Source organism: Vibrio sp. STUT-A11 (assembly GCF_026000435.1).
GTDB lineage: Bacteria > Pseudomonadota > Gammaproteobacteria > Enterobacterales > Vibrionaceae > Vibrio.
In genome coordinates, this window is sequence record NZ_AP026763.1 from 2,408,103 (window position 1) to 2,430,906 (window position 22,804).

Below are 22,804 nucleotides of genomic sequence, written 5' to 3' on the forward strand. Positions count from 1 at the left end.
GTGTAATCGGTGCAAGAAATCACATTCAGTGAGTATTTATTAATACTTTGAACCTGCCGCGGATAAATATCACATCTTATTAACAAATCACCATAATAAGTCACTTATGATGAACAGCTGATTTCCATCTTTTTGCCCCACTCTGGTGGTAATTTTGCGTACTCTTCAAACTCAGGCTGAGAATCATAAGGATGACGAAGTAATTCAGCTAAGCGATTCACTTCACTGAAGTCCCCTTCTTCCGCTTTATCAATTGCTAATTGTGCCAAGTAGTTACGCAGAATGTATTTAGGGTTCGCACGGCGCATTTGCTCACAGCGCTGTTCTGTTGTGATTTGTCTGCCTAGCTCATCGACTTCTAACTCGCATCGTGCCAGATAAAGATCCAGCCACGCTTGCGCCGCTTCACGGTGAATAAACAAATCAATGACTTCTTGCGGTGACTTTTGGTCTAAGTTGGATAACGCTCTAAAGAAGCGCGTGTAGTCGGTTTTGTTTTGATTGAGTAACTCAAACATCGATTCAAACAAACGTGCGTCTTCATCGATTTTGGTTTTTAAGCCAAGCTTATCGCGCATTAAAAGGCTAAATTGCTGACTTAAACGCACCTCAAACTGACCAAGTGCAGTTTCTAAATCAGCACGCTCCACTAACGGAGATAACGAATGCGCCAGTGCCGAAAGGTTCCAAAGTGCGACTCGCGGCTGCTGGTCAAACGCATAGCGTCCCTGATAGTCGGAATGATTACAGATATAGCCAGGATCGTAGTCATCCAAGAAGCCGTATGGTCCGTAATCAAAAGTTTGCCCAAGAATAGACATGTTATCGGTGTTCATGACGCCGTGTGCAAAACCAAAAGCTTGCCATTTCGCAATCATGTCGGCCGTTTTCTCCACAATATTGGTAAACATCGCGGCGTAAGGCTTTTCGGCTTGAGCGCATTCGGGTAGGTGCCACTCAATCACCTTATCCGCCAACAGTTTCTGTTCTGCCAGTTGATTGGTGTAAAAGAAGTGCTCAAAGTGACCAAATCGAATATGCGTTTCCGCCATGCGAATTAACAGCGCGCCGTTTTCAGTTTTTTCGCGATAGACCGGCGTGTCACTCACCATCATACCCAGCGCACGGGTAGTCGGTATCCCTAGTCCTTGCATCGCTTCACTGCATAGGTACTCACGAATCGTTGAACGTAGTACAGCTCTGCCGTCACCCATACGCGAATACGGTGTGAGGCCCGCGCCTTTTAGATGAATATCAAACCAAGTGCCATCCTGTCGCTGAATTTCAGCCAGTAACAAGCCTCGACCATCGCCCAAGTCCGGGTTGTAAGTTCCGAACTGGTGCCCTGCATATTTCATCGCTAACGGGCGAAATTCTTCAACCTCACCTTGACCAGAAAACGCCTCTAGCAACGTTTCATTAGGTGTTGATGGTAAGCCAAACTGCTGCGCAAATTTACTGTTCCACACCACCCATTGAGTGTTTATCAATGGCTGTGGTTTTACGAAAGTAAAAAAAACGGAAGGCAGCTGGCTGTAACGATGGGTGAAATTGACCCCTTGCCACACTGACATATTGGGTTCCTTATCTAATAAGACTAACTATTAGTCAGTATACGTCCGATCCCAATGACCATTCAGCCATGAATTCAACATGGGTATTTATTGTATCTATCGCTCAGGAATCAATAAGCCACTCGAAATGAGTGGCTTACGTCTAAAGTGCGGTGAGTGCTCGCAACAATTTCAACAGAGCATTAAAATTCAGGCTTTTATATTTTTCTACATCAACCCGTCAACACCGTATCTTCTGGGTATTTAATCAAAGTAGGTTCTGGGCGAGCTAACATATAAGCCAATGTCAAAGGGCCGATACGGCCAATGATCATCACCACAATCATGATGTATTTGCCCGGTTCCGATAACTCTGCCGTCAGACCTGCGCTAAGGCCGACTGTGGCAAAAGCAGATATCGTCTCAAACATGACTTTATCAAACGCCGCGTCCTCCGTGATCATCAGTAGGAACATTGCCGTTGTCAGGATGGCTCCACTCACCACGATAATCGCGAGCGATTTTGTAACGGTTGGCCAGTTGACCGTGCGTTTAAATATCACTAGGTGTTTCTTTTGGCGTAAAAAAGTCCAGGTCGCCAAAAAAGCAACCGTAAAAGTCGAAACCTTAATCCCGCCACCTGTAGACGTAGACCCTGCGCCGATAAGCATCAAAATAATCATAATAAGTAAAGCTGGCTGAGAGAACTGTGATAAGTCTACACTGTTAAAGCCAGCGGTTCGTGCACTGGCAGATTGAAAAAACGCAGCAAGCCATTGCGCTGACAAAGGTAATGATTCCATCGTATTTGGATTACTTCGTTCTAACAGCCAAAACAGTATCGTGCCTACCAGCAACAATACGGGGGTCGCAATCAACATAATTCGGGTATGAAGATGCAGCGAGTTAAACCCTTTACGCCAGTTTAACCAGCTATCACCGACAACAGTGAAACCCAATCCACCAAAAATGAACAGACCCGCAAGGGTGAATATCACCAACGAATCATTGACGAACCCGGTCATGCTATCCGAAAACAGGGCAAAGCCAGCGTTATTAAATGCGGAAATTGAATGGAACAACGCATAGAACATCCCGGTTTGCCAGCCCATTTCCGGCACCCAGCGAAACGATAGGAAGATAAAACCCAGCGTCTCTGCCACCAAGGCAAATACCATGATCTTTGTAATCAGGTTACGTAGGTTGACATGCCGATCCTGACCGAGCGCTTCCTTAGCCAAAGCTTGTTGACGCAAACTCAAACGCATACCAAACATATAAAGCAACACGGCAGATAATGTCATTTGTCCCAACCCACCGATTTGCATGAGGCACATCAACAGGATTTGACCCGCCAACGTAAAGTGCTGACCCGTATCCACGACGCCAAGGCCAGTTACACTGATCGCAGACGTTGCGGTAAATAGTGCGTCAGTAATCGACAATCCGCTCACCGAAAAGACGGGCAGCGTGAGAAGTATCGCAGAGGGTAATAACACTCCGAGAAAACTCATCAATATAATCCGAGGTTCGCTGCCCTTCTCTTTCGGTCTTTGGCTATCCGGGACGTAAAAGACGCCTTTTTGGTGAAAATGCATCATAGTGATTTCAGTGTGCGAGCCAGTTTTTCTTGCGGACCAACCACAATCATAAGATCGCCAATTTCTAAGCTAACATCCATACTTGGGGCTTTGGTGATCTCCGGCCCTCTTTTAAAGCCAAGAACTTGGACGCCCTCAACCTGACACAGAGACAACTCCCCTAGCTTTTTCCCCATCCAGCGAGAGCCAATCACAAATTCGGTCATCGCAAGGTCACTGCCTAGTGGATGGAAATCTAGCACTCGCCTGTCGAGCATTTTACGCGCAACGCGGATACCCATATCACGTTCTGGCATGATGACATGATCAGCACCAATTTTTTGCAGGACTCTGGCCTGAAATCGATCGTTGGCTTTAACCCAAATCGATCTTACCCCGGCTTCTTTTGCAATTAAGGTGGCGAGAATACTGGCATTCACATCGGTGCCTATTGCAATCATCACCATATCGTAATCATCGAGCCTTAGCTCAGCCACCGTCTCTTCATGGGTACAGTTTGCTACGATAGCCTGGCTGACAAACCCTGCGGCTTCTCTTACTTTTTCTTCGTCAATGTCTACCGCTAAAACTTGAGAACCCGCCTCTTGTAGTTCTTTGCAGACCGCTAAGCCAAACCGACCAAGGCCGATAACAGCGAATTGCTTATCACCTTTTTTCATTTATGCCTCTTTTATGCATTTAGTAGCAATAACGAAAGTCTGCTCTTATTCCACTGCGTGTGCAAACCAGACGACAGAAAATTAACCAAAGCTTTACCGAGCTTAAGTCACAAATGTTAAGCGTATGACATGATTTGATTTTTTCCACCATTAGCGTTAACAAATGTGTGCTAATTCTATATGTTAGAAAACAAAAAAAGCCGCATCGAAATGCAGCTTTCTATTGAAAAGATATTTACTCTCTCAGTTTCTAGTCTGATTCTTATCAGATTGAGAACGATTATCCTGAGGCTTACGCTTATTCTTGGGAACGTAATTAAGAATTGAAATCGGCACGGGCTTTCTTGGCGTAAATCCCTCAATTTCTACACGCTCTAGCAGGTGGCCTAAACGGCTCTCAATCATGCATAAGTTTTTGAAATCGTCCTTCGATACCAGTGAAATCGCTTCGCCTTGCGCACCAGCACGACCTGTACGTCCAATTCGGTGTACATATTCATCTGCCGGGTAAGGCAAATCGTAGTTAATCACCACAGGCAGATTATCAATATCGATACCGCGAGCCGCAACGCCCGTCGCCACTAAGTACTGGATCTCACCCGCTTTAAACTGCTCAATCAGTTCCTGACGCACACGCTGATTACGTCCGCTGTGGAACGCTTCTGCAACGATGCCACGCTTCTCTAGTTGGCTAACCAGCTTCGCAGCACCATGCTTGGTTTCGATAAAGATCAGAACCTGTGACCAGTCATTCTCTTTTAGCATGTGGCTCAACAAAGACGATTTCATGTCTTTATCAACGGTTGTAATCCACTGCTTAATGTTCGACTTCGACGCACTGTGTTTGGCGATAGCAATCTCTTCAGGATCGACAATCGCATTCTTGGCCAGGTCGCGAACCGGGTTCGAAAGTGTGGCAGAGAACAGCAGGCTCTGTACATCCTCTGGCATGCAATCAACGATTTTATCTATTGCATCGATGAAGCCCATGTCCAGCATCTTGTCGGCTTCGTCTAAGACCAGCATCTCGACTTCATCAAAGTGAATCGATCGTTGACCGTAAAGGTCAATCAGACGACCCGGCGTACTGACCACAATGTCCACGCCCTCGATCAACGCTTGTTTTTGTGGTGCGTATTCAACACCACCGAACATGGCCATTGAGCGTAATGGCAGGTTCTTACCGTAAGCTTCAATACTTTGATGTACCTGAAGCGCTAGCTCACGCGTTGGGGTAAGAATGATGGCACGCGCACGTTTTTTACGCTGCGTTTCACCCTGACTAAGCTTCTCTAAGATTGGTAAAACAAAGCTGGCCGTTTTACCGGTACCGGTTTGTGCTGCGGCGATCAAATTGCATCCACGCAGTACAATCGGAATGGCTTTTTGCTGAATAGAAGTCGGTTTTTCATAACCCAGCGCCGTCACTGCATCAGTGATTGGTGCGCTTAAACCAAGCTTAGAAAATGGCATAGAAACGTCTCAACAGAGGAAATGGGCGCGTAGTGTATCAGTAACCAAGTGATTAATCAGCTTAGCTGTACTGAGAAGTACTACCCTGTAAATAAAACATAAGCTTAGCAAGAGAACAGGATTTATCGCCACTTCACATTTACTAAGCAGGAATCTCGCTATGCTATTCACATATGAATGACTGGAAGGCTGCATGGATATTTTATTACTGGTCGGATTGGTTGGTTTAATCACGCTCAATGGCGTCTTTGCGATGTCAGAAATTGCGCTGGTCGCCGCCAAAACAAGCCGTCTAAAAATGATGGCTGAAAACAGCAAGCGCGCAACACTCGCTTTAGAGCTCAAAGATAATCCGACACTGTTTTTATCAACGATTCAAATTGGCATCACAGTGATTGGCCTGTTAAGCGGTATCTTTGGCGAAGCCACGCTATCTGTTCCTTTAGGACAATGGTTAGTCAGCCAAGGAGTAGAGAAAGAAATTGCCAACGTTGTATCCACGTTCAGTGTGGTTTTGTTGATCACCTACTTCGCCATTGTGGTCGGCGAATTGGTCCCCAAACGTATTGCGCAAAATAATGCAGAGATGATTGCTATCAATGTGGCTTACCCAATTCACTGGTTAGCCAAAATAACCCGACCATTTGTGTTTCTTTTGACCTTTACCACCGATACCTTGCTCAGAATATTGGGGCAAAGTGAGAGCAAGAGTGAAGTCGTCACCGAAGAAGATATTGTCGCTGTTGTCAGTGAGGGTTCTGAGTCCGGCGCGATTGAGCCTCAGGAACAGTTGATGATCCGCAATCTTCTTCATCTTAATGATCGCCTTGCACTGTCGTTAATGACACCACGGTCTGATATTCATTATCTGGACGACACGCTACCTATTGATGCTATCCTAAAAAACCTCCGTCAGACCCAACACTCCGTGTGGCCAATATGCAAAGGAAGTCTGGATAACATCATTGGTACAATTTCTTCCAAAGTTCTGTTAGATGAATATGACAAGCTTTCCATGGAACGAATCAATAAACGCCTAAAACAACCTCGCTTTGTACCCGAATCAATGAAAGGACTGCCTTTACTGAATTACATGCAACAGACCAGTACCGAGATGGTATTTATCGTCGACGAATATGGTGATGTGCAAGGGTTAGTCACGCTCTATGACTTACTCAAATCGATCGCCGGAGAGTTGGGAATGGAACCTCAACACATTTGGGCAAAACAGCAAAAAGACGGCAGTTGGTTAATGGACGCACTCATCCCATTGAATGAACTCAAAAACAAACTCCAACTGAGCAACATCGAAGGGGAAGAGAGTGAAGGGTTTCAGACCTTAAACGGTTTCCTGACCTGGTTAATAGACCGTGTACCTGCTCAAGGAGAAATCATCGAGTACCAGAACTGGCGATTTGAAGTGCTGCTGATGAAAAGTAACCGCATCGTACAGGTGAAAGCATCCCAACAAGAGCCAGCTGAAACACCAGAAAACACTGATCCGTAATCAGCCAGAATGATTAACTACCCATTTAGATTGGCTTTACTCATCGCCAATATGGACAGGATAAACGTAGGCTTTTTCACTAAATTATATCTATTTTTTGTATTAATTAGACTCGCCAACTTTAATAAACAACGGTATAAATGGAAATAGTTATTAATTGCATTTTATGGTAGACCGTGTTTTGAATGACAAGAGACTGAAAAACATTCAATCAGGTGAAATACTCTCCCCTGATTGCAGCCACTTTGTAACGAACAATCCCGTGATTCAGTTTATAAAAGCCACACCGGAGATGTACACCACAACAGGATTAGCTTTAGAAGAGAAACAGGTGCAGAAAGCGGTAACAAAACGTCAAAAAGAATTCAGAGCCGGACGTCACGCCGCGCGAGCCGCGATAGCAAAACTGCTTCCAAACAATACCTTTGTGGACCAGATACCCATCTTGATAGGTCCATCCAGAGAGCCCATTTTTCCTGATACCATTAGTGGCAGTATTAGCCATACTGACTCACTTTGCCTTGCTGCGTGCGCACTCAAAAATGCTGTTCCAAGTATCGGGATCGACATCGAAAACAATAACAAGCTCGACAATCACCTTTTCCCAACGATTTACACACCAAATGAACAACACCGCTTACAGAAATCCGACACCATCCCAAACATTCTGATATTCAGTATCAAAGAGAGTATATTTAAGTGCCTGTTTCCATTCGTTAAGGTGTATTTCGACTTTCTTGACGCCGAGATTACGTTACAGCCAGAAACAGCAAATAGCGGACAGTTTCAGTTTGAGTTGATTGGAGATAACCGAAGCCATCTCCAATCCGCCCTGCCAGATCTAACGTTCCACGGTCATTATTGCTTTACCGAAAAAACCGTTTTTTCGCTGTGCTTTTTTAGCGCCTGATTTAGCGAAAGCTCTTAATCAATGATCATTTTTTATCACCATCGTCTGTCGCTCATTGACCAAGGGTAACCGGTTCCTCAAACGTGCCTTCCATGTCGGTGAAACTTCTACGCCACTTGCGTCCAACGGCCTGGTCTGCTTCCAGCAATACCAACCTAAGTAAGAAAGTGGTCATACTTAATGATAGAGGACCAGAAAATAGGCATCGAACACAAACACGCATGCACCCACAATAAAGGTCATCTGGCTAAACCGACTCCAGCTTGCCCCTGAAGTCAGTCAGAGGGGAGACACTCCCCTCCCACTTATTCTCTGGTGCAAATGAATGTCCAGAATTAAACATCGAATTTCGCTCTCAGTTCTTCAACCATTCGGGTTCCAATCAGACGTAACATGTCTGGTCGCATCATGTCTCGGTGAATACAATCAACATCCACAACATTGATTTCACCATCCATGTAATTAAACCAACCATTGCGATCTAAGAATAATTCTTCTGGCGGCTTTTCTGCATTGAAGAACAACATATCGCCCTGATAACGATAATCTACCGAATCTCGTACTCGATGGTTGTTGTTGATCACCACTTCGATCATGGCAGATATGGTCTCGGAACTCAGGTGAGCCATCGACGATCCCGCATCTTGCAGAATCTCAATCACTTCTGGCTTAGTAATACTACTATGCGCCGATTCATCAAACTCAACACCCGCCATTCGAATCAATGCCCCTAGAGCTTGCTCCTCGCCGGGAGGATTCATGGTTTGCCACTGCTCTGTCGGGTAAGAGTCGAGTAGAGTAAGCAGACCTACTTCCTGTCCCTGCTGTTGCAGGATACCCGCCATCAAGTGCGCAATCATGCCACCAATAGACCAACCCAGCAGATGGTATGGCCCGAAAGGCTGCTCCTCGCGGATTGCGGCAACGTAATCTGCGGCCATTTCCATCATATTTTTCGGCAGCGGCGCAGACGGGTCACCAAGGTTACGAGCCTGCACGCCATATAGAGGAATATTAGATGGGATAATCGGCGTCAGCGCTGCATAACACCAGCTTAAACCACCAGCAGGGTGAACACAGAAAATCGCCGCCTTGCCCTCGCGCTTGCGCAGTGGTAATAGCATATTAAGTGCTTCGTCACTTTCACTGCCATTCAGTTTGGCTGCAATGCCAGCAACGGTCGGAGACTCAAACACAGCGGCCAGTGATAGCTCGATACCCATGATCTCTTTCACATGCGCAATAAGCTGCGCCGCTAACAGGGAGTGTCCGCCGAGTTCAAAGAAGTTATCTTCAACGCCCACAGCAGGAAGCTCCAATAACTGGCAGAACAATTTACACAAACGTTCTTCGACTAAGTTACTCGGCCCTTTTGTACCGACCTGACCAGACAAATCGGGTTTTGGTAACGCATTGCGATCGAGCTTGCCATTTGGTGTCAGCGGGAACGTATCTAACTCAACAAAATAGCTCGGTACCATGTATTCAGGCAAAGGATCAGCAAGATGCTTCTGTAGCTGCGCGACATCAATCGCTTGTTCAGCATCTTCCGCAGTCACGTAAGCCACCAGACGTTTATCACCATCGCTATATTCTTGTGCCAGCACCGCGACTTGTGCCACATCGGGATGGCTGGCTAGCGCATTTTCGATCTCTTCCAGCTCGATTCGGAAACCACGAATTTTGACCTGAAAATCACTGCGGCCACAGTATTCTATCGCCCCATCTTCACGCCAGCGTGCCAGATCACCCGACAAGTACATCCGGCTTCCTTTTGGGCCAAACGGGTTATCAATAAAACGCTCAGCCGTCAATTCTGGCTGGCCATGATAGCCGAGTGCCAGTTGACGACCCGCAATATAAAGATGACCGACAACGCCTGGCGGAACCGGATTAAGCGCATCATCCAGGATATAGATTTGCGTATTCCAAACCGGGCGTCCTATTGGCGTTGAGCTACCTTGCGTGTTGGCTTCACTTGGCCAGTAAGTCACATCGACGGCTGCCTCGGTTGGGCCATATAAGTTGTGTAGCGGCGCATCGAAAGATTGGTAATATTGGTTCACCAACTCAATCGGCAAGGCTTCACCACTACAAAATACCTGACGCAGACTTCGGCATAACTGGGCATCCGCCTGTTGTACAAAAATCTGCAGCATCGATGGCACGAAATGCAATGTGGTGATCTTTTGACTATGAATGAGTTCCTGCAGATAAACCGGATCTTTGTGCCCGTCTGGTTTCGCCACCACCAAACAAGAGCCGACGATCATTGGCCAGAAGAATTCCCACACTGACACATCAAAGCCAGCTGGCGTTTTCTGCAGAACACGGTCATTGGCATCAATCGGGTACTGGTCGTGCATCCATAGCAACCGGTTCACGATAGCATCATGGCTCACCACTACGCCTTTTGGTTTACCCGTCGAGCCCGAAGTGTAAATCATATAAGCTGGCGAATGTGGCTCTGGCTGAACTTGAGGTGGTAACGGCTCCACGTTGTTATAAATCGTCGGAAGTGTTTCGTCATCAACCAACTGCACCTCACAATCTTGCGGCAACTTAGACTGCAATGCTGAAGTCGAGAATACAAACTTAGGTGCAGAAGACTCCAACATGTAATGAATGCGACCTTCGGGGTAATCCGGGTCAATCGGCACATACACCGCACCAGCAGCCAGAATGGCTTGTGGTACAACAATTAACGCTTCACTTCGCGGTACACAAACAGCAATGCGATCTCCCGCTTCAACACCTTGAGCAAACAGCCAGTTCATCAACGAGTAGACCTTTCGACCTAACTGCTCGTAGGTGAGTGTTTGATTCTCAAAAATCAGTGCCGGAGCATGAGGCGTCAAGATCCGTTGTCTTGCCATCAAGGCTGATAAGGTGGTTTCTGCAACGGGATGAGCGGTATCATTCCAGATATTAAGCACTTTTTCGCGCTCACCAGATAGCAAAATGCTAACATCACTGATCTTGCACTGACTGGCCCCTTGCTCACGAGCGGCAGCAAAAAAGTCACTCATAAAATGGAACAAACGCTGCTGATGCGCTTGAATTTCAAGCTCTGAATAAAGCTCGGGGTTGGCATCCATATCCACATGCAACTCGCCGCCAAGCTCATAGCAGTACAGAGAAATGTCATCCACAGGCCCGGCTGAAAGGTTATGTGCCTTAGAGTTTAGCTCTCCAAACTTATGCTCATACTCAAACGGCATAATGTTCACCAGCGGACCAAATAGGTTACGGTTGTCTTTGACCAGATTAAGTTCTCGGTGTAACTCTTCATAACGGTAGCCTTGATGACGACGTACAGAAGAGAACTCTTGGTTGACCTGCTTGACCAAGGTTTTGATATCCAGCCCGTCATCAAAGCTGACTCGTACTGGCAGAATATTCACTCGCATCGCTGGCGTTTGTATCGCCACCGACCCTAACCGCCCCATGAGTGGCACACCAAGCACCACTTCTTTCGAGCGAGTCATGCGATGCACGTAAGACGCAATAGATGCGATCAATACACTGTACCAGTGTGTTCGGCACTGCTTCGCCAATAATTCCATCTGTTGAAAATCGCTAGCTGGCATCACACCCTTAAGGCGCAGAAAGTGATCGGAAGTAACGGTTGGCTGACCCGCTAAGTTAACCGTATCTGAATGATCCGCATAGCGCTGCAGGTAAAAGGCACGATCGTTTTGATATTTCGCTGAGGCTTTGTAGTTGTCGTCTTCTGTTAGCATCGCTTGCTGGTCAACAAACTCAACCTTATCAAACGGTTTGCCTTTGATAAGTTGGCTGTAAATATGCGCTACTCGGGACACAATCAGTGACATGCTGTAACCATCAATTGCAATATGGTGCAGTGATAAAAACCAAACGAACTTGTCTTCCGCCAGCTTAAGCAGCGCCATCGAAAACAGTGGCCCCTGCTCTAAGTTGACGGGTTCTTTCAATTGCACTGTCATCCAGTCAATCGCGGCATTCAAAGGCTCTGATTCAGAAGAAAAATCAAAGCGATCCACTTGCCAAGGCTGTCGCTCTATCACCATGCGCGGCCCTTCGGTGGTCGTGACAAATTTAGCGTGTAATGAGTCGACTTCTTCAATTGCAGCCCCGACGGCCTCAGCGAAACACGGCTCATCCACCGCACCGTCAATCAGCAGATATTCGCCAGTTTTATAAATTGGGTTTTCTGGATCTCTCAGCTGGGCAAACCAAATCCCTGCCTGTGCGTCCGTGAGCGGAAGCAACTGCTCCGCAGAATAAGGTAAATCGTACATATCCGTTCCTTTACTACTTGTCCATGTCAGACGCTATGCGCTCTTCTTTTCGATCAATTGCCACCAGTACTGCAAGCAAGGCTGGGCAGCCAGTTCCATAAAGCTCAAATCCAGTCCAGCTTGCTGCCAGTCTCCGACCAGAGACATGATTCGAACCGAATCAAGACCGAAATCCAATAGGCTGTCTTCGGGTTCAATTTCATCGACAAGAACATCGAGCAAGGTCGCTAATTGCTGAGCTAACTCTTGCTCGGATAAAGGGACAGTTTGAGCAGCAGGCACATCCGTTACCTGATTAAGCAGTTGCTGTTTATCCAGCACATAGCCACATCTTCCCGCCACATAATTCAGTGCCATTTCATGATCACGCTCAGAGAAGTCAGCCACTGCATCTGAAACCATAAAAGCTTGAATATCAGTCATAAAAGCTTCAGCAGCCGTCTGTAAACAACCAATATGCGCATATACACCAACGATGATCAGCTGGTCTCGCCCGGTTTCATCCATCATGGATTTAAGCGGCGTGCGCTGGAATGCACTGTAACGCCATTTGGTATAAACGATGTCTTGCTCTGTTGGTGCCAGAGCGGGCAGAATTCGGGTGATGGTGTCATCGGCCTTTAAGCCAGGCCCCCAGAAGTCGGTCAATAACGCTCGTTCTTCCTGACATTGATCCCCTGGTTGCGCGGTATACACCACAGGAATACCCGCTTCGACACAAGCTTGTTTGATCTGTTGGATGTTCTGCGTCAACGTTTGAATCAGTTCGCTGTCCAAATCGTAAAAGTTAACAAAGTACTGTTGCATGTCGTGGATCAACAATACCGCACGATCTGGCTCTACCGACCAGGATACGCGGTTTTGTGGTATCACTTGAGATAGCGGGTAACCCGCAATAGATGGAATTGCCATGGGGCACTTCTCCTAAAATACTGTATTAAATTGTTTCTATTCCAAAGGGGTGGCGTAGCGACTTAAATCAACTCTAGTAGTTTGTTTTTGTTGATCTTTCCCACTGGAGTTTTTGGTAACACATCGACAAAAATGACGCGGTCTGGGATCTTGAAATCAGCCAGGCCACGACTTCTCAGGAAGCGTTTTATTTCGATAGGTTTTGGTTTATCTTCGAGACAAACCAAGGCGGCACAACTGCGCTCACCCAAATAATCATCTGGTATCGCGATGACGGCAGCATCATGGACGGCGTCATGCACCATCAGATGATTTTCGATCTCTTGTGCTGCGATTTTCTCTCCGCCGCGGTTGATCTGTTCTTTATCGCGCCCGACGACTTGTAAGTTCCCTTCTTTGGTTAACAGCACCACATCGCCTGTTCGGTAATAGCCCCCCGCAATAAAGGAACGTTGATTGTGCTCCGGCGCGTTGTAGTAGCCGCGAATCGTGTACGGTCCCCGTGCGCATAACATGCCAGCCGTACCTTGAGGCACAGGTTCACCCATTTCGTTAACAACGAGTATCTCATCAGCAGATGACATCGGCCGCCCTTGCGTGGACACAATGACGGAGTCTGGATCGTCCAACCTTGTATAGTTCACAAGCCCTTCCGCCATACCGAATACCTGTTGCAACGTGCAGTTTAATGTCGGTTTGACACGTTTCGCGGCAGCTTCACTAAAACGTGCTCCTCCCACCTGAAGAACCCCCAGAGAGCTGATGTCGTGCTGGGTTCGGGGCGCTTCATCGAGCCACAACAACGCCAGTGGCGGCACCAGTGCTGCAACCGTAATTTGATGCTGTTCAATCAAATGAAACGCGGTTTGCGGACTTGGATCCGGCGAAAGCACCACCGTTCCACCAGCCATAAAACATCCTAAAGCACCAGGCGAGCTCAACGGAAAGTTGTGCGCAGCAGGCAGGACACATAAATAACGTGTTTGAGGTGAAAACTCGCAAACATCATTACTGGCGCGAACGCTGTAGAGGTAATCAGTATGAGTACGCGGAATTAGCTTAGGTGTCCCCGTTGTTCCACCCGATAACTGGAAAAAAGCAAAATCTTGCTCAGCTTGTCGCTTGTATGCAGCACCCGGCAGGTAAAGCGAGTCTAAATCAACACTACCCGTTGGCATTAAGCTCTTCTCACCAGCCCAGACAATGGTTTCAAGCGTTGACAATTCATTCGCGATCTTTTGCGCAATAACAGCCGTATCGACACCAATTTGAGGCGCTGTGATCAACACTTTAGCCTCGGTAAAGTGACAAAAGTATCGAATCTCATATTCTCTGTGCGCTGGTAACGCTATCACTGGCTGAACACCAATTTTCAGCAGCGCAAAGAAACTCAGGTAAAACGCTCCGATATTAGGCAGGTGCAATACCGCTTTATCGCCAGCCTGTAATTTCAGTGTCTGTTGCAAGCCAGCAGCTAGATTGTCCACTTGTTCAGATAACTGTTGGTAAGTCCATTGTTCTTCACCAGCAACGAGTGCAAGCTGCTGTGGATAGTTGCTGGCGCTGGCTTCAAGCATCTCCGGAATAGTTTGCTCTGTCCAATAGCCCGCCGCCCGATACTCGCGAACGGCATCCTCCGGCCATGGCGTAAAACCAGATGATTTCATGCTAGGAAGCATCACACCACTACCTCCATGTTGTCCTGAACTTCAATGCCAAGTGCATTCAGTACGGTACGCATTTTGTTGCCCGTTTCTTCTAGCTCACTTTGTGGCTCAGAGCCACTGACAATTCCCGCCCCGGCGTAAACACGCAGACGCTTTTTTTCCACTTCTGCGCAGCGAATCACTACGACCCACTCACCATTACCGCGGGCATCCACCCAGCCGACCAGCCCAGTAAAGTAACCACGATCAAAAGGCTCAACTTTTTCGATAAAATCGTAGGCCTGAGCAGTCGGATAACCACATACCGCAGGCGTTGGATGAAGAGCACTGGCAAGCTTAAGCACACTGGTGGCAGAGTCCGAAATCGTACCTTCGATGCGAGTCGACAGGTGCAGCATCGCTTTGGTTTCGATGACAGATGGCACCATTGGAACATAAAGATTGTGGCACCAAGGCTGAAGCGCTTTTTCTACTGTATCAACAACCACTGCATGTTCATGGAGATCTTTACTGCTCTCCATCATCAAATCACCTTGTTGCTGGTTCATCGTCTCGTTATCACAGCGTCGGCGTGATCCTGCTAATGGGTTGGAGCAAACATGCGGTCCTTTACGCGAGACTAGCAGCTCAGGACTAGAACCCATTAAATATGTATCACAACCTTCGCCCCCTAAACGGGTTGAAAAGGTATAACCGCCCGGATTTTGTTTTAGTAGCGTTTTAAGCAATCGGCCCCGATCTATTTCTTGCTCGGTATCCACCTGCATCGTGCGTGAAAGCACAACCTTTTCCAGATCAACCTCTTTGCTAGAACAAGCACTGGCAGCCTGCGCTACACTGCGCATGTATTCTTCAGGATCTGGAATTGGCTTTATCGAAGACGGAGCGCACTGGTTAGAACCATCCACGGTTGCCACTTTGTCCGGACGAATCGGTGATGTGGTACACAGGCGTTCAGGCACAATAAAATGCACAGGGTTGTGCTCAGAAAACGGAATGACACCAACCGCAATAGGGTTATCGCTTTCATCTTCCTTGACCGATTCGAGTAACTGACTAATGCAAGAGTCTAATTCTGAGAACCTGATTTTTTGGGAAAACTCTGCAGCAATGCCTTGTGTCAGTAACGTCACGGTGGGTGAGCTGAAGAAAAACGAAGCATCATCCGAATGAGCGTTGATAAACTCTGTGAGCATAGTAATGCTCCCCATTGAGTTACGAAGCATAATCATCTCTCAAATTGTATTAAACATAGGATCACAAATGAGAACCCCTCTCAATTGCTAAGTGAGAGTACACATACTGTTACAATCGATCAAATACTTTTAATAACTATTATCATTCGTATTATTAATAAATTAGAGATTTGTTCCATTTCGGTAACATAAGGAAAGGCATTGGAAACCAGCGCTAAGATAGGAAATGGTAGATAAAACGGCTGATGCTATCGCTATTCAGCCGCTTATGTTGGCACTACTTATGTCGTTTAACAAGGCGAAACACTAACTCTTGCTGGCAAAACCATACTGTTCATCACTGCGTTCGATAAGCTGATTAAAGCTCTCTTGCATTTTGCCGCCGATGAGATCAACTCGACGCTGCATCTCTCCAACCCACTCACGATCAGCCACCACATCACGAGGAAAAACCATTGTTCTCTGGTTCTCGCCTAGATAAAGAAAGGCGTCAAACAGTTCACCAACTTTTGCATCGATATCATCCATTGCAGCCAGCTTGTAACGTGCTTTTGGCAAAAAATCGATCAAACGTAGATCCCGCATTGGTCCCTGCCCCACTTCCAATACAGCTGGTGATTTCAGTGCATTAAAGGTCTTTACCACCTCGGGGTCGGTCATCGGCCAAATCAAATAAGTGCTATCAGGAAAGGCTTGCTGCAGACGCGTTGCCAGCGGCCAGTCTGTTTCTTGCGTTTTTTTTACATAGTTTGCTGGTGCATTTACTAAGTGAAACGCGCCAAAAATCATCAATGCTTTTTCATTATTCTTGATTCGTTCAGACGCGACTTGATAGAAATGATCGGTCTTATTCTTCGCTGCTTTCTTCCAAACTTTAACGTCCTGCATTTCATCCCAGTCAAAAGGCGCTTCCGCCAGATGCACTTGAATTTTCTTGCCCTCAGGTAAAGCTTCGTTGCGCTGTTTTATGGCTTTGAAAAAGTCTCGGTAGACATCTGGCATCCAAGCCATAAAGTACAACGATCCTCTTAGCATCGTATTCAGTTGGCTCTCACTGACCTCCTCTCCTGCGAGATAATCATCTAAAACCGATTGGTATTTAGCATTGCCAAACTCCACCACCACATGATTCACTTGCTCGGAAAACGCTGGTTTAGACACTAATTTGGTAGCATAACGAATAAACGCCTCGTTCCAGTGATAATCGCCAATCGCAACCAAGTGATGCGTTTCAAATGCCTGCATAATGACATCATCTGCAACTTTTGCTTGCTCTACAACTTGGACGACTTGCTGTTGCGCTAAATCGACCTTGGCATAATGAGGCAAATATTCACAGCCAGCCAAACTCACTAATCCCAGGCTTAATAGCCACGGTTTTACTTTTCGCCCTACTTTACTCATGACTTAATCATTTCCTAGTTAACAAGGTGACAACGATAACAAAAATAATTATCATTTTCACAAATCAAATTTAAAATCTGTATCACGAAAAGGATGTTTAGATGAATGAAAACCGTTCAGAATTCCACGGTAAGTTGTGTCTGGTTACTGGCGCTGGTCAGGGAATAGGCCTAGCCTGCGCTAAAAGTTTGTTAGCGCAAGGCGCACACGTGATTGCCTGTGATGTTAGTGAACAGACGCTAATGAATTTGATGAGTTCGATTCCTGACGAACAACAAGTCAAAACAACCTTTTTGCCATTTGATCTGGCAAGTCCTGAATCTATCCAATCAGCCTGCCAACGTTTAGAAAAGGACAAACTCATTCCTGAATATATTGCGACCTGTGCAGGCACCTTACACCTTTCCCCTGTTCTTGACCTGCCTTTGGATGCCTTGAACAAAACACTGGATGTAAACCTAAAAGGTACTCTGCTTTTAACCCAATCTATGGCTAAGTTATTAGTTAAAAGCGGGAAAAAAGGCGCTATCGTAGCGGTAGGTTCAAATGCAGCCGATACTCCAAGAAGCAATATGTCTGCTTACTGCACATCTAAAGCCGGGCTCCACATGTGGATACAGTGTTTGGGGCTAGAGTTGGCTGAACATGGTATTCGCTGCAATATTGTCAGTCCGGGGTCAACCAGAACTCCAATGCAGGAGCAAATGTGGAATGAGTCTTACGGTGAAAAAGAAACGATTCGCGGCAACCTGGAATCGCATCGTATTGGCATCCCGTTGAATAAAATAGCCGAAACCAAAGACATCACCAATGCGATCGAGTTTCTACTCAGCAACAAATCAGGGCATATCACCATGCATGATTTAAGAGTCGATGGCGGTGCAACTTTTTAGCGGTATAAACGACAAAGCCCCGACAACTCATCGAGTTATCGGGGCTTTTGAATAAATGGCACGCCCTATAGGATTCGAACCTATGACCACATCCTTAGAAGGGACGTGCTCTATCCAGCTGAGCTAAGGGCGCGCTACAGGGAAAGGATTATACGAGTTAAAATGGGTAAATCAACGGCTTTTAGTAACATTCTGATCTGAATGCCTAAAAAAAGGTCACTGAAGCAGTAGATGCTCAAAAACGACCCAGGGCAAACGTTTGCGTATGGATGTTAAATAGAAATTCTGCGACAATGCGCCGCAGATTATCTGCCTTCTAAAATTTATAAGGAAAGTCATGACTGCTCAAAATATAGATGGGACTCTCATTTCCCAAACTGTTCGTTCTGAAGTTGCAGCACGTGTAAAAGCTCGCGTTGAAGCTGGATTACGCGCCCCTGGTCTTGCAGTTGTTCTAGTTGGTGAAGACCCAGCTTCTCAAGTTTACGTGGGCAGTAAGCGCCGCGCTTGTGAAGAAGTGGGTTTTGTTTCCAAGTCTTTTGACCTTCCGGCATCAACCACTGAAGCAGAATTGCTAGCGTTGATCGATGAGTTGAACAATGACAACGAAATTGATGGCATTTTAGTTCAGCTTCCACTTCCTGCTGGAATTGATAGCACTCATGTTTTAGAGCGTATTCATCCAGAGAAAGACGTGGATGGCTTCCACCCTTATAACGTAGGTCGTCTTGCTCAGCGTATCCCTAAACTACGCTCTTGTACGCCGAAAGGTATTATTACCCTGCTCGACCGCTACAATATTAATCTTCGTGGTAAGCACGCGGTGGTAGTTGGAGCTTCAAATATCGTTGGTCGTCCAATGACACTTGAGCTGCTATTGGCCGGCTGTACAACGACGACCTGTCACCGCTTTACTAAAGACTTGGAGAGCTACGTTCGTCAAGCTGACGTTGTCGTTGTTGCTGTAGGTAAACCAAACTTCATTCCTGGCGAATGGATTAAGAAAGGCGCTGTGGTTGTCGATGTAGGTATCAACCGTCTTGACTCTGGTAAGCTGGTTGGCGACGTGGAATACGATAAAGCACGTGAAAGCGCGAGCTTCATTACTCCAGTACCGGGTGGCGTTGGCCCAATGACAGTAGCAAGCCTGATTGAAAATACTATGCTGGCTTGTGAGCAGTTCCATACTGAAAAGTAATGGCAGAATACTAAGTACGAAAAAGGCTCCTGGATAAGGAGCCTTTTTTCTTTATGTGGTGTAAATTTAGTCTAAATCGTTAAAGACTCAAAATCACACCGGCAATGGATGCACTCATCAAGTTCGCCATCACACCTGCGACAATCGCGCGGAATCCATGCTTAGACACGAACGCACGCTTCTCTGGCACCAATGAGCCCAAACCACCAATGAGCATTGCCATGCTTGAGATGTTCGCAAAGCCACATAGTGCAAAAGTCACAATCGCTTGAGAATGGGCACTTAGCTGCGACTTCACTTCTGCAAGTTGAATAAAAGCAACAAACTCATTTACTACGATTTTATTCCCGATCAGAGACCCTGCTGTGATCGCCTCTGCCCATGGCACACCTAACAGCCATGCAACTGGCGCAAATACGTAGCCTAAAACGAGTTCGAAGCTTAATGGCGTGCCAATAAGATCGCCAAACCATCCCAAAATACCGTTAAGCAATGCAATCACACTGATGAAAGCCAACAGCGTGCCACCAACTGCAACCGCGATACGAACACCCGCCATCGCACCATCTGCCAAAGCTTCGACCACATTGGTTGCTCGTGGGATTTCAACTTGGCTAAGATCGATTTCATCAGCTTGGTTTGTGTCTTCCGGCATCAGAATTTTAGCCATCAACAAACCGGCAGGAGCAGACATAAACGCCGCCGCGATCAGGTAATTTAAGTCTACACCCAAAGATGCATAGCCGACCAACGTACCACCAGCAACCGAAGCCAACCCACCAGTCATTACTGCAAAGAACTGTGAATCCGTCATGTGCTTTAAATAAGGCTTAACCATTAATGGCGCTTCAATCGTGCCAACAAAGATATTGGCTGTAGCAGATAAAGACTCGGCACGCCCAATGCCTAACAGCTTTTGGATACCACCACCGATAAAGTTAATCATCCTTGGCATAATACCAATGTGATAAAGGCCAGCAATCAGCGAGGAGAAGAAAATGATGATGCCCAGAACATTAATCGCGAAAGTGAATCCGCCTGTCGCCAAATTGCCGAATAAAAACGCGATGCCTTCCTGACCATAGTTGATTAAGTTCGATACAACGCTGCTCACTGAGTTTAGAGCGTCTCGCCCTGCTGGTACATACAGAACCAATAGTGCAAACAATACCTGTAAGGCAAAGGCAAGTGAGACGGTTCTGATCTTTATATTTTTTCTATTTGTAGAAAGTAGCCATGCTACGAAGAGTATGGCTACGATACCAATAAGTGAGTTCATAAATTGGGTCCGACAGAAGGGGAATGGTAAAGGCGTCGGATTGTATAGCGGACTCAAAATGCTGCAACTTGAGGTTGTTAACAGTGTGAAAAGTTTCAGTGGTCAATATTCAAACTAAACATTAAGCCATTGAATTTAATAATGATAAACGTTTGCTTTTTGTTATTATTTCCATATGGAAAAATTGTTTATAGATTCAGAAAAATTTTTGCGACAAAAATCACCTTATATATACAATCGTCATGACTTAGGAATGGAGATATACGGTGCTAATCTTTGATCCCAATGGCAAGGGTTACCGATCTTCTGTTTTATAAAGTTGATCACCGCAGATATTTTTTTCGGCATGTGCTGTCGGCTCGGATACACCGCATAGAAAGGCATCGACTGGCTGGCTTTCCATTCAGGGAGCAATTGAATTAGCTTCCCAGTTCTGAATTCATCGCCAAGCAAATACGTCGCGAGATAAGCAATTCCCCACCCTGCGATTGCAGCGTCGCGAACCGCTTCAGCAAGATCCACAGAATAGTTACCAGAAACTTTTACATTTAGTTCCTGCTGGTCTTTTGTAAATGCCCATCCGGTGTAATCACGCTCCCAGCTTCTGTAGATCAGGCAGTTGTGCAAAGATAGATCGTCAGGTTCCACTGGCTTATCATGTTTAAGCAGGTAGTCTGGGGACGCCGCGACAACAAACTGGCAATCCGTTAATCGCTGGGCAATGTACCCCTCGGGCAAGTGTTCATTGTTGGTTACCCATAAATCCAAGCCCTCAGCTAACATATCCACCTTATAGTCGAACAAGTGCACTTCAACCTCAAGTTGAGGATACAGTTCCCTTAGCTCCTGAATGGCAGGAATGATATGTAACGTGCCGAATGATTGCGATATGCCCAACCTTACAAGCCCAGCCACTTCATCTCTCTGGCTTTCCATTTCCAGCGTGGCACTGCTGACGGCCTGAACGACCTGCTCACAATGATAATAAAAGGTTTTGCCCGCTTCAGTCGGAGTAAAACTTCGCGTGGTGCGTTGCACCAGCTTGATACCAAGTGAGTTCTCTAATTGGCTAAGTTGTTTACTCACATGGGAGACGGATACGCCGAGGCTTTTTGCTGCCGCCGTAAAGCTTTTGTGTTTGATCAATGCCGAGAAAATGACCATTTGAGCAGCGCGTTCAGATAACACAAATTACCTCGATTTAAATGCAGTAAAAACTAAGGGCTCCGAAGAGCCCTTAAGAACGATAATTTATTCAGGAACTAGTATGTGATGCGATCAGCTAAGTGGCTAACAGCTAGAGCGAAGTAGTAAGAGCGGTTCCACTTCATCAACACATTGTAGTTATTGTAAACCAGATAAGTTCGACCGTTTTCATTGTCAGGCATAATCAGCCAAGCTTTGATATCGTCATCCAGTTTAGGCAACGGGCTGCCATCAAACTTAGTGATACCTAATTTACTCCACTCTTGCAGGTACTTACCTTTCTCTTCGGTTCGTCCTTCTAAGTTGCGATCAATGCCTTTCGGAACTTTTACCTGACGTCCCCAGGTGTAATTGTCATCCCAGCCAGATTTGCTCAGGTAATTCGCTGTTGAAGCAAACACGTCTGCTTTGGTTTGCCAGATGTCTTTCTTGCCGTCGCCGTTGCCATCCGCTGCAAAGCGGAGGAAGGAGCTTGGCATAAACTGACACTGCCCCATCGCACCAGCCCATGAACCTTTGAAATTCTCAAGTTCAATATGGCCTTGATCCAGAATCTGAAGGGCAGCCATGGTTTCTTTACGGAAGAACTCTTCACGGCGACCTTCAAATGCCATGGTAGAAAGCGCATCGATGACACGGAAGTTACCCGTAAACTTACCGAAATTACTTTCCACGCCCCACAACGCAACAATAAAACGTGGCTGAACGCCGAAGGTCTCACCAATGCGTTTAAGAGCCGTGTAGTGCTCTTTGTATAATTCTTTCGCTTGCTTCACCTTCCACTCAGGGACTGCACGCGGAATGTACTCATCCAACGTCAGTTTTTTCTCAGGTTGGTTTCGGTCCGCTTTCACCGCTCGTGGTTTATATTCAACATTAGCGAAAGCGGCGCTGATGACCTGCTCGGAGATGCCTTGAGCGCGCGCTTCTGCACGCAACTTATCTAGGTATTCCTCAAAACCTTCACTACTTGCAAAAGCTGAGGCACACATGCCAACGCTAAGCAGTGTAGCCAGTATTTTTTTCATATTTCCCCTCCTTGAGCAAGGCAGAAGTCTCAGCA

General features: G+C 46.4%; 16 protein-coding genes and 1 tRNA gene. 4 read left to right on the top strand and 13 right to left on the bottom strand.

Going from position 1 to position 22,804, the window contains the following annotated elements; all coding sequences use genetic code 11:
- Positions 1-104: 104 nt before the first annotated feature.
- From OO774_RS11255 to OO774_RS11270, 4 genes are all read right to left on the bottom strand, one after another.
- Positions 105-1,574, bottom strand: a complete 1,470-nt coding sequence (locus OO774_RS11255) for a protein adenylyltransferase SelO (protein WP_264902501.1) — start codon at positions 1,572-1,574, stop codon at positions 105-107.
- Positions 1,575-1,786: 212 nt separating this feature from the next.
- On the bottom strand, positions 1,787-3,154 hold the full coding sequence (locus tag OO774_RS11260; RefSeq protein WP_264902503.1) for a TrkH family potassium uptake protein: 1,368 nt from the start codon (positions 3,152-3,154) through the stop codon (positions 1,787-1,789).
- Positions 3,151-3,813, bottom strand: a complete 663-nt coding sequence (locus OO774_RS11265; RefSeq protein WP_264902505.1) for a TrkA family potassium uptake protein — start codon at positions 3,811-3,813, stop codon at positions 3,151-3,153. Before OO774_RS11265 ends, OO774_RS11260 begins: the two co-directional genes overlap by 4 nt.
- A 243-nt stretch (positions 3,814-4,056) precedes the next feature.
- Positions 4,057-5,286 carry a DEAD/DEAH box helicase gene (locus OO774_RS11270; RefSeq protein WP_264902507.1) on the bottom strand — a complete coding sequence of 410 codons (1,230 nt, stop codon included), beginning with the start codon at positions 5,284-5,286 and terminating at the stop codon, positions 4,057-4,059.
- Positions 5,287-5,479: 193 nt separating this feature from the next.
- On the opposite strand from OO774_RS11270, the gene OO774_RS11275 reads away from it, so the two are divergent.
- Together OO774_RS11275 and OO774_RS11280 are read left to right on the top strand one after the other, a co-directional pair.
- The gene (locus OO774_RS11275) at positions 5,480-6,793 is read left to right on the top strand and encodes a hemolysin family protein (RefSeq protein ID WP_264902509.1); all 1,314 of its coding nucleotides are present in this window, start codon (positions 5,480-5,482) and stop codon (positions 6,791-6,793) included.
- Positions 6,794-7,055: 262 nt separating this feature from the next.
- Positions 7,056-7,703, top strand: coding sequence for a 4'-phosphopantetheinyl transferase superfamily protein (locus OO774_RS11280; protein ID WP_264902510.1), 648 nt, complete (start codon positions 7,056-7,058; stop codon positions 7,701-7,703).
- 335 nt (positions 7,704-8,038) lie between these two features.
- On the opposite strand, the gene OO774_RS11285 is transcribed toward OO774_RS11280, so the two are convergent.
- The 5 genes from OO774_RS11285 to OO774_RS11305 all read right to left on the bottom strand — a co-directional run bounded on the left by OO774_RS11285 (position 8,039) and on the right by OO774_RS11305 (position 17,165).
- Positions 8,039-11,986, bottom strand: a complete 3,948-nt coding sequence (locus tag OO774_RS11285; protein ID WP_264902511.1) for an enterobactin synthase subunit F — start codon at positions 11,984-11,986, stop codon at positions 8,039-8,041.
- A 33-nt stretch (positions 11,987-12,019) separates the two neighbouring features.
- Positions 12,020-12,898, bottom strand: coding sequence for an isochorismatase family protein (locus tag OO774_RS11290; protein ID WP_264902513.1), 879 nt, complete (start codon positions 12,896-12,898; stop codon positions 12,020-12,022).
- Positions 12,899-12,960: 62 nt separating this feature from the next.
- Entirely contained in the window at positions 12,961-14,580 is a 1,620-nt protein-coding gene (locus tag OO774_RS11295; RefSeq protein WP_264902514.1) for a (2,3-dihydroxybenzoyl)adenylate synthase, read from the bottom strand.
- On the bottom strand, positions 14,577-15,797 hold the full coding sequence (locus OO774_RS11300; protein ID WP_346015255.1) for an isochorismate synthase: 1,221 nt from the start codon (positions 15,795-15,797) through the stop codon (positions 14,577-14,579). Before OO774_RS11300 ends, OO774_RS11295 begins: the two co-directional genes overlap by 4 nt.
- A 270-nt stretch (positions 15,798-16,067) precedes the next feature.
- Complete coding sequence (locus tag OO774_RS11305; protein ID WP_264902518.1) at positions 16,068-17,165, bottom strand: hypothetical protein; 1,098 nt, start codon at positions 17,163-17,165, stop codon at positions 16,068-16,070.
- A 101-nt stretch (positions 17,166-17,266) separates the two neighbouring features.
- Between OO774_RS11305 and OO774_RS11310 the strand changes: the two genes are divergently transcribed.
- On the top strand, positions 17,267-18,058 hold the full coding sequence (locus OO774_RS11310; protein ID WP_264902520.1) for a 2,3-dihydro-2,3-dihydroxybenzoate dehydrogenase: 792 nt from the start codon (positions 17,267-17,269) through the stop codon (positions 18,056-18,058).
- A gap of 56 nt (positions 18,059-18,114) precedes the next feature.
- Here the strand turns inward: OO774_RS11310 and OO774_RS11315 are convergent.
- Positions 18,115-18,191: transfer RNA gene (locus OO774_RS11315), tRNA-Arg, on the bottom strand.
- A 204-nt stretch (positions 18,192-18,395) separates the two neighbouring features.
- Here OO774_RS11315 and folD point away from each other — a divergent pair.
- A complete protein-coding gene (gene folD, locus OO774_RS11320) occupies positions 18,396-19,256 on the top strand; it encodes a bifunctional methylenetetrahydrofolate dehydrogenase/methenyltetrahydrofolate cyclohydrolase FolD (protein ID WP_264902522.1) in 861 nt (286 codons plus the stop codon).
- 79 nt (positions 19,257-19,335) lie between these two features.
- Here folD and OO774_RS11325 read toward each other — a convergent pair whose 3' ends face one another.
- The 3 genes from OO774_RS11325 to OO774_RS11335 all read right to left on the bottom strand — a co-directional run bounded on the left by OO774_RS11325 (position 19,336) and on the right by OO774_RS11335 (position 22,769).
- Entirely contained in the window at positions 19,336-20,535 is a 1,200-nt protein-coding gene (locus OO774_RS11325) for a NupC/NupG family nucleoside CNT transporter (protein WP_264902524.1), read from the bottom strand.
- A gap of 240 nt (positions 20,536-20,775) precedes the next feature.
- Entirely contained in the window at positions 20,776-21,723 is a 948-nt protein-coding gene (locus OO774_RS11330; protein ID WP_264902526.1) for a LysR family transcriptional regulator, read from the bottom strand.
- Between the two features lie 74 nt (positions 21,724-21,797).
- Positions 21,798-22,769: a lytic murein transglycosylase gene (locus OO774_RS11335; RefSeq protein WP_264902528.1), complete on the bottom strand. Its 972-nt coding sequence runs from the start codon at positions 22,767-22,769 to the stop codon at positions 21,798-21,800.
- Between the last annotated feature and the right edge of the window lie 35 nt (positions 22,770-22,804).

What these genes read in the sequence shown, in the direction of transcription:
- OO774_RS11255 (WP_264902501.1), bottom strand. Translation starts at nt 1,574, where the DNA reads ATGTCAGTGTGGCAAGGGGTCAATTTCACCCATCGTTACAGCCAGCTG.
- OO774_RS11260 (WP_264902503.1), bottom strand. Translation starts at nt 3,154, where the DNA reads ATGATGCATTTTCACCAAAAAGGCGTCTTTTACGTCCCGGATAGCCAA.
- OO774_RS11265 (WP_264902505.1), bottom strand. Translation starts at nt 3,813, where the DNA reads ATGAAAAAAGGTGATAAGCAATTCGCTGTTATCGGCCTTGGTCGGTTT.
- OO774_RS11270 (WP_264902507.1), bottom strand. Translation starts at nt 5,286, where the DNA reads ATGCCATTTTCTAAGCTTGGTTTAAGCGCACCAATCACTGATGCAGTG.
- OO774_RS11275 (WP_264902509.1), top strand. Translation starts at nt 5,480, where the DNA reads ATGGATATTTTATTACTGGTCGGATTGGTTGGTTTAATCACGCTCAAT.
- OO774_RS11285 (WP_264902511.1), bottom strand. Translation starts at nt 11,986, where the DNA reads ATGTACGATTTACCTTATTCTGCGGAGCAGTTGCTTCCGCTCACGGAC.
- OO774_RS11290 (WP_264902513.1), bottom strand. Translation starts at nt 12,898, where the DNA reads ATGGCAATTCCATCTATTGCGGGTTACCCGCTATCTCAAGTGATACCA.
- OO774_RS11300 (WP_346015255.1), bottom strand. Translation starts at nt 15,797, where the DNA reads ATGATTATGCTTCGTAACTCAATGGGGAGCATTACTATGCTCACAGAG.
- OO774_RS11305 (WP_264902518.1), bottom strand. Translation starts at nt 17,165, where the DNA reads ATGAGTAAAGTAGGGCGAAAAGTAAAACCGTGGCTATTAAGCCTGGGA.
- OO774_RS11310 (WP_264902520.1), top strand. Translation starts at nt 17,267, where the DNA reads ATGAATGAAAACCGTTCAGAATTCCACGGTAAGTTGTGTCTGGTTACT.
- folD (WP_264902522.1), top strand. Translation starts at nt 18,396, where the DNA reads ATGACTGCTCAAAATATAGATGGGACTCTCATTTCCCAAACTGTTCGT.
- OO774_RS11325 (WP_264902524.1), bottom strand. Translation starts at nt 20,535, where the DNA reads ATGAACTCACTTATTGGTATCGTAGCCATACTCTTCGTAGCATGGCTA.
- OO774_RS11335 (WP_264902528.1), bottom strand. Translation starts at nt 22,769, where the DNA reads ATGAAAAAAATACTGGCTACACTGCTTAGCGTTGGCATGTGTGCCTCA.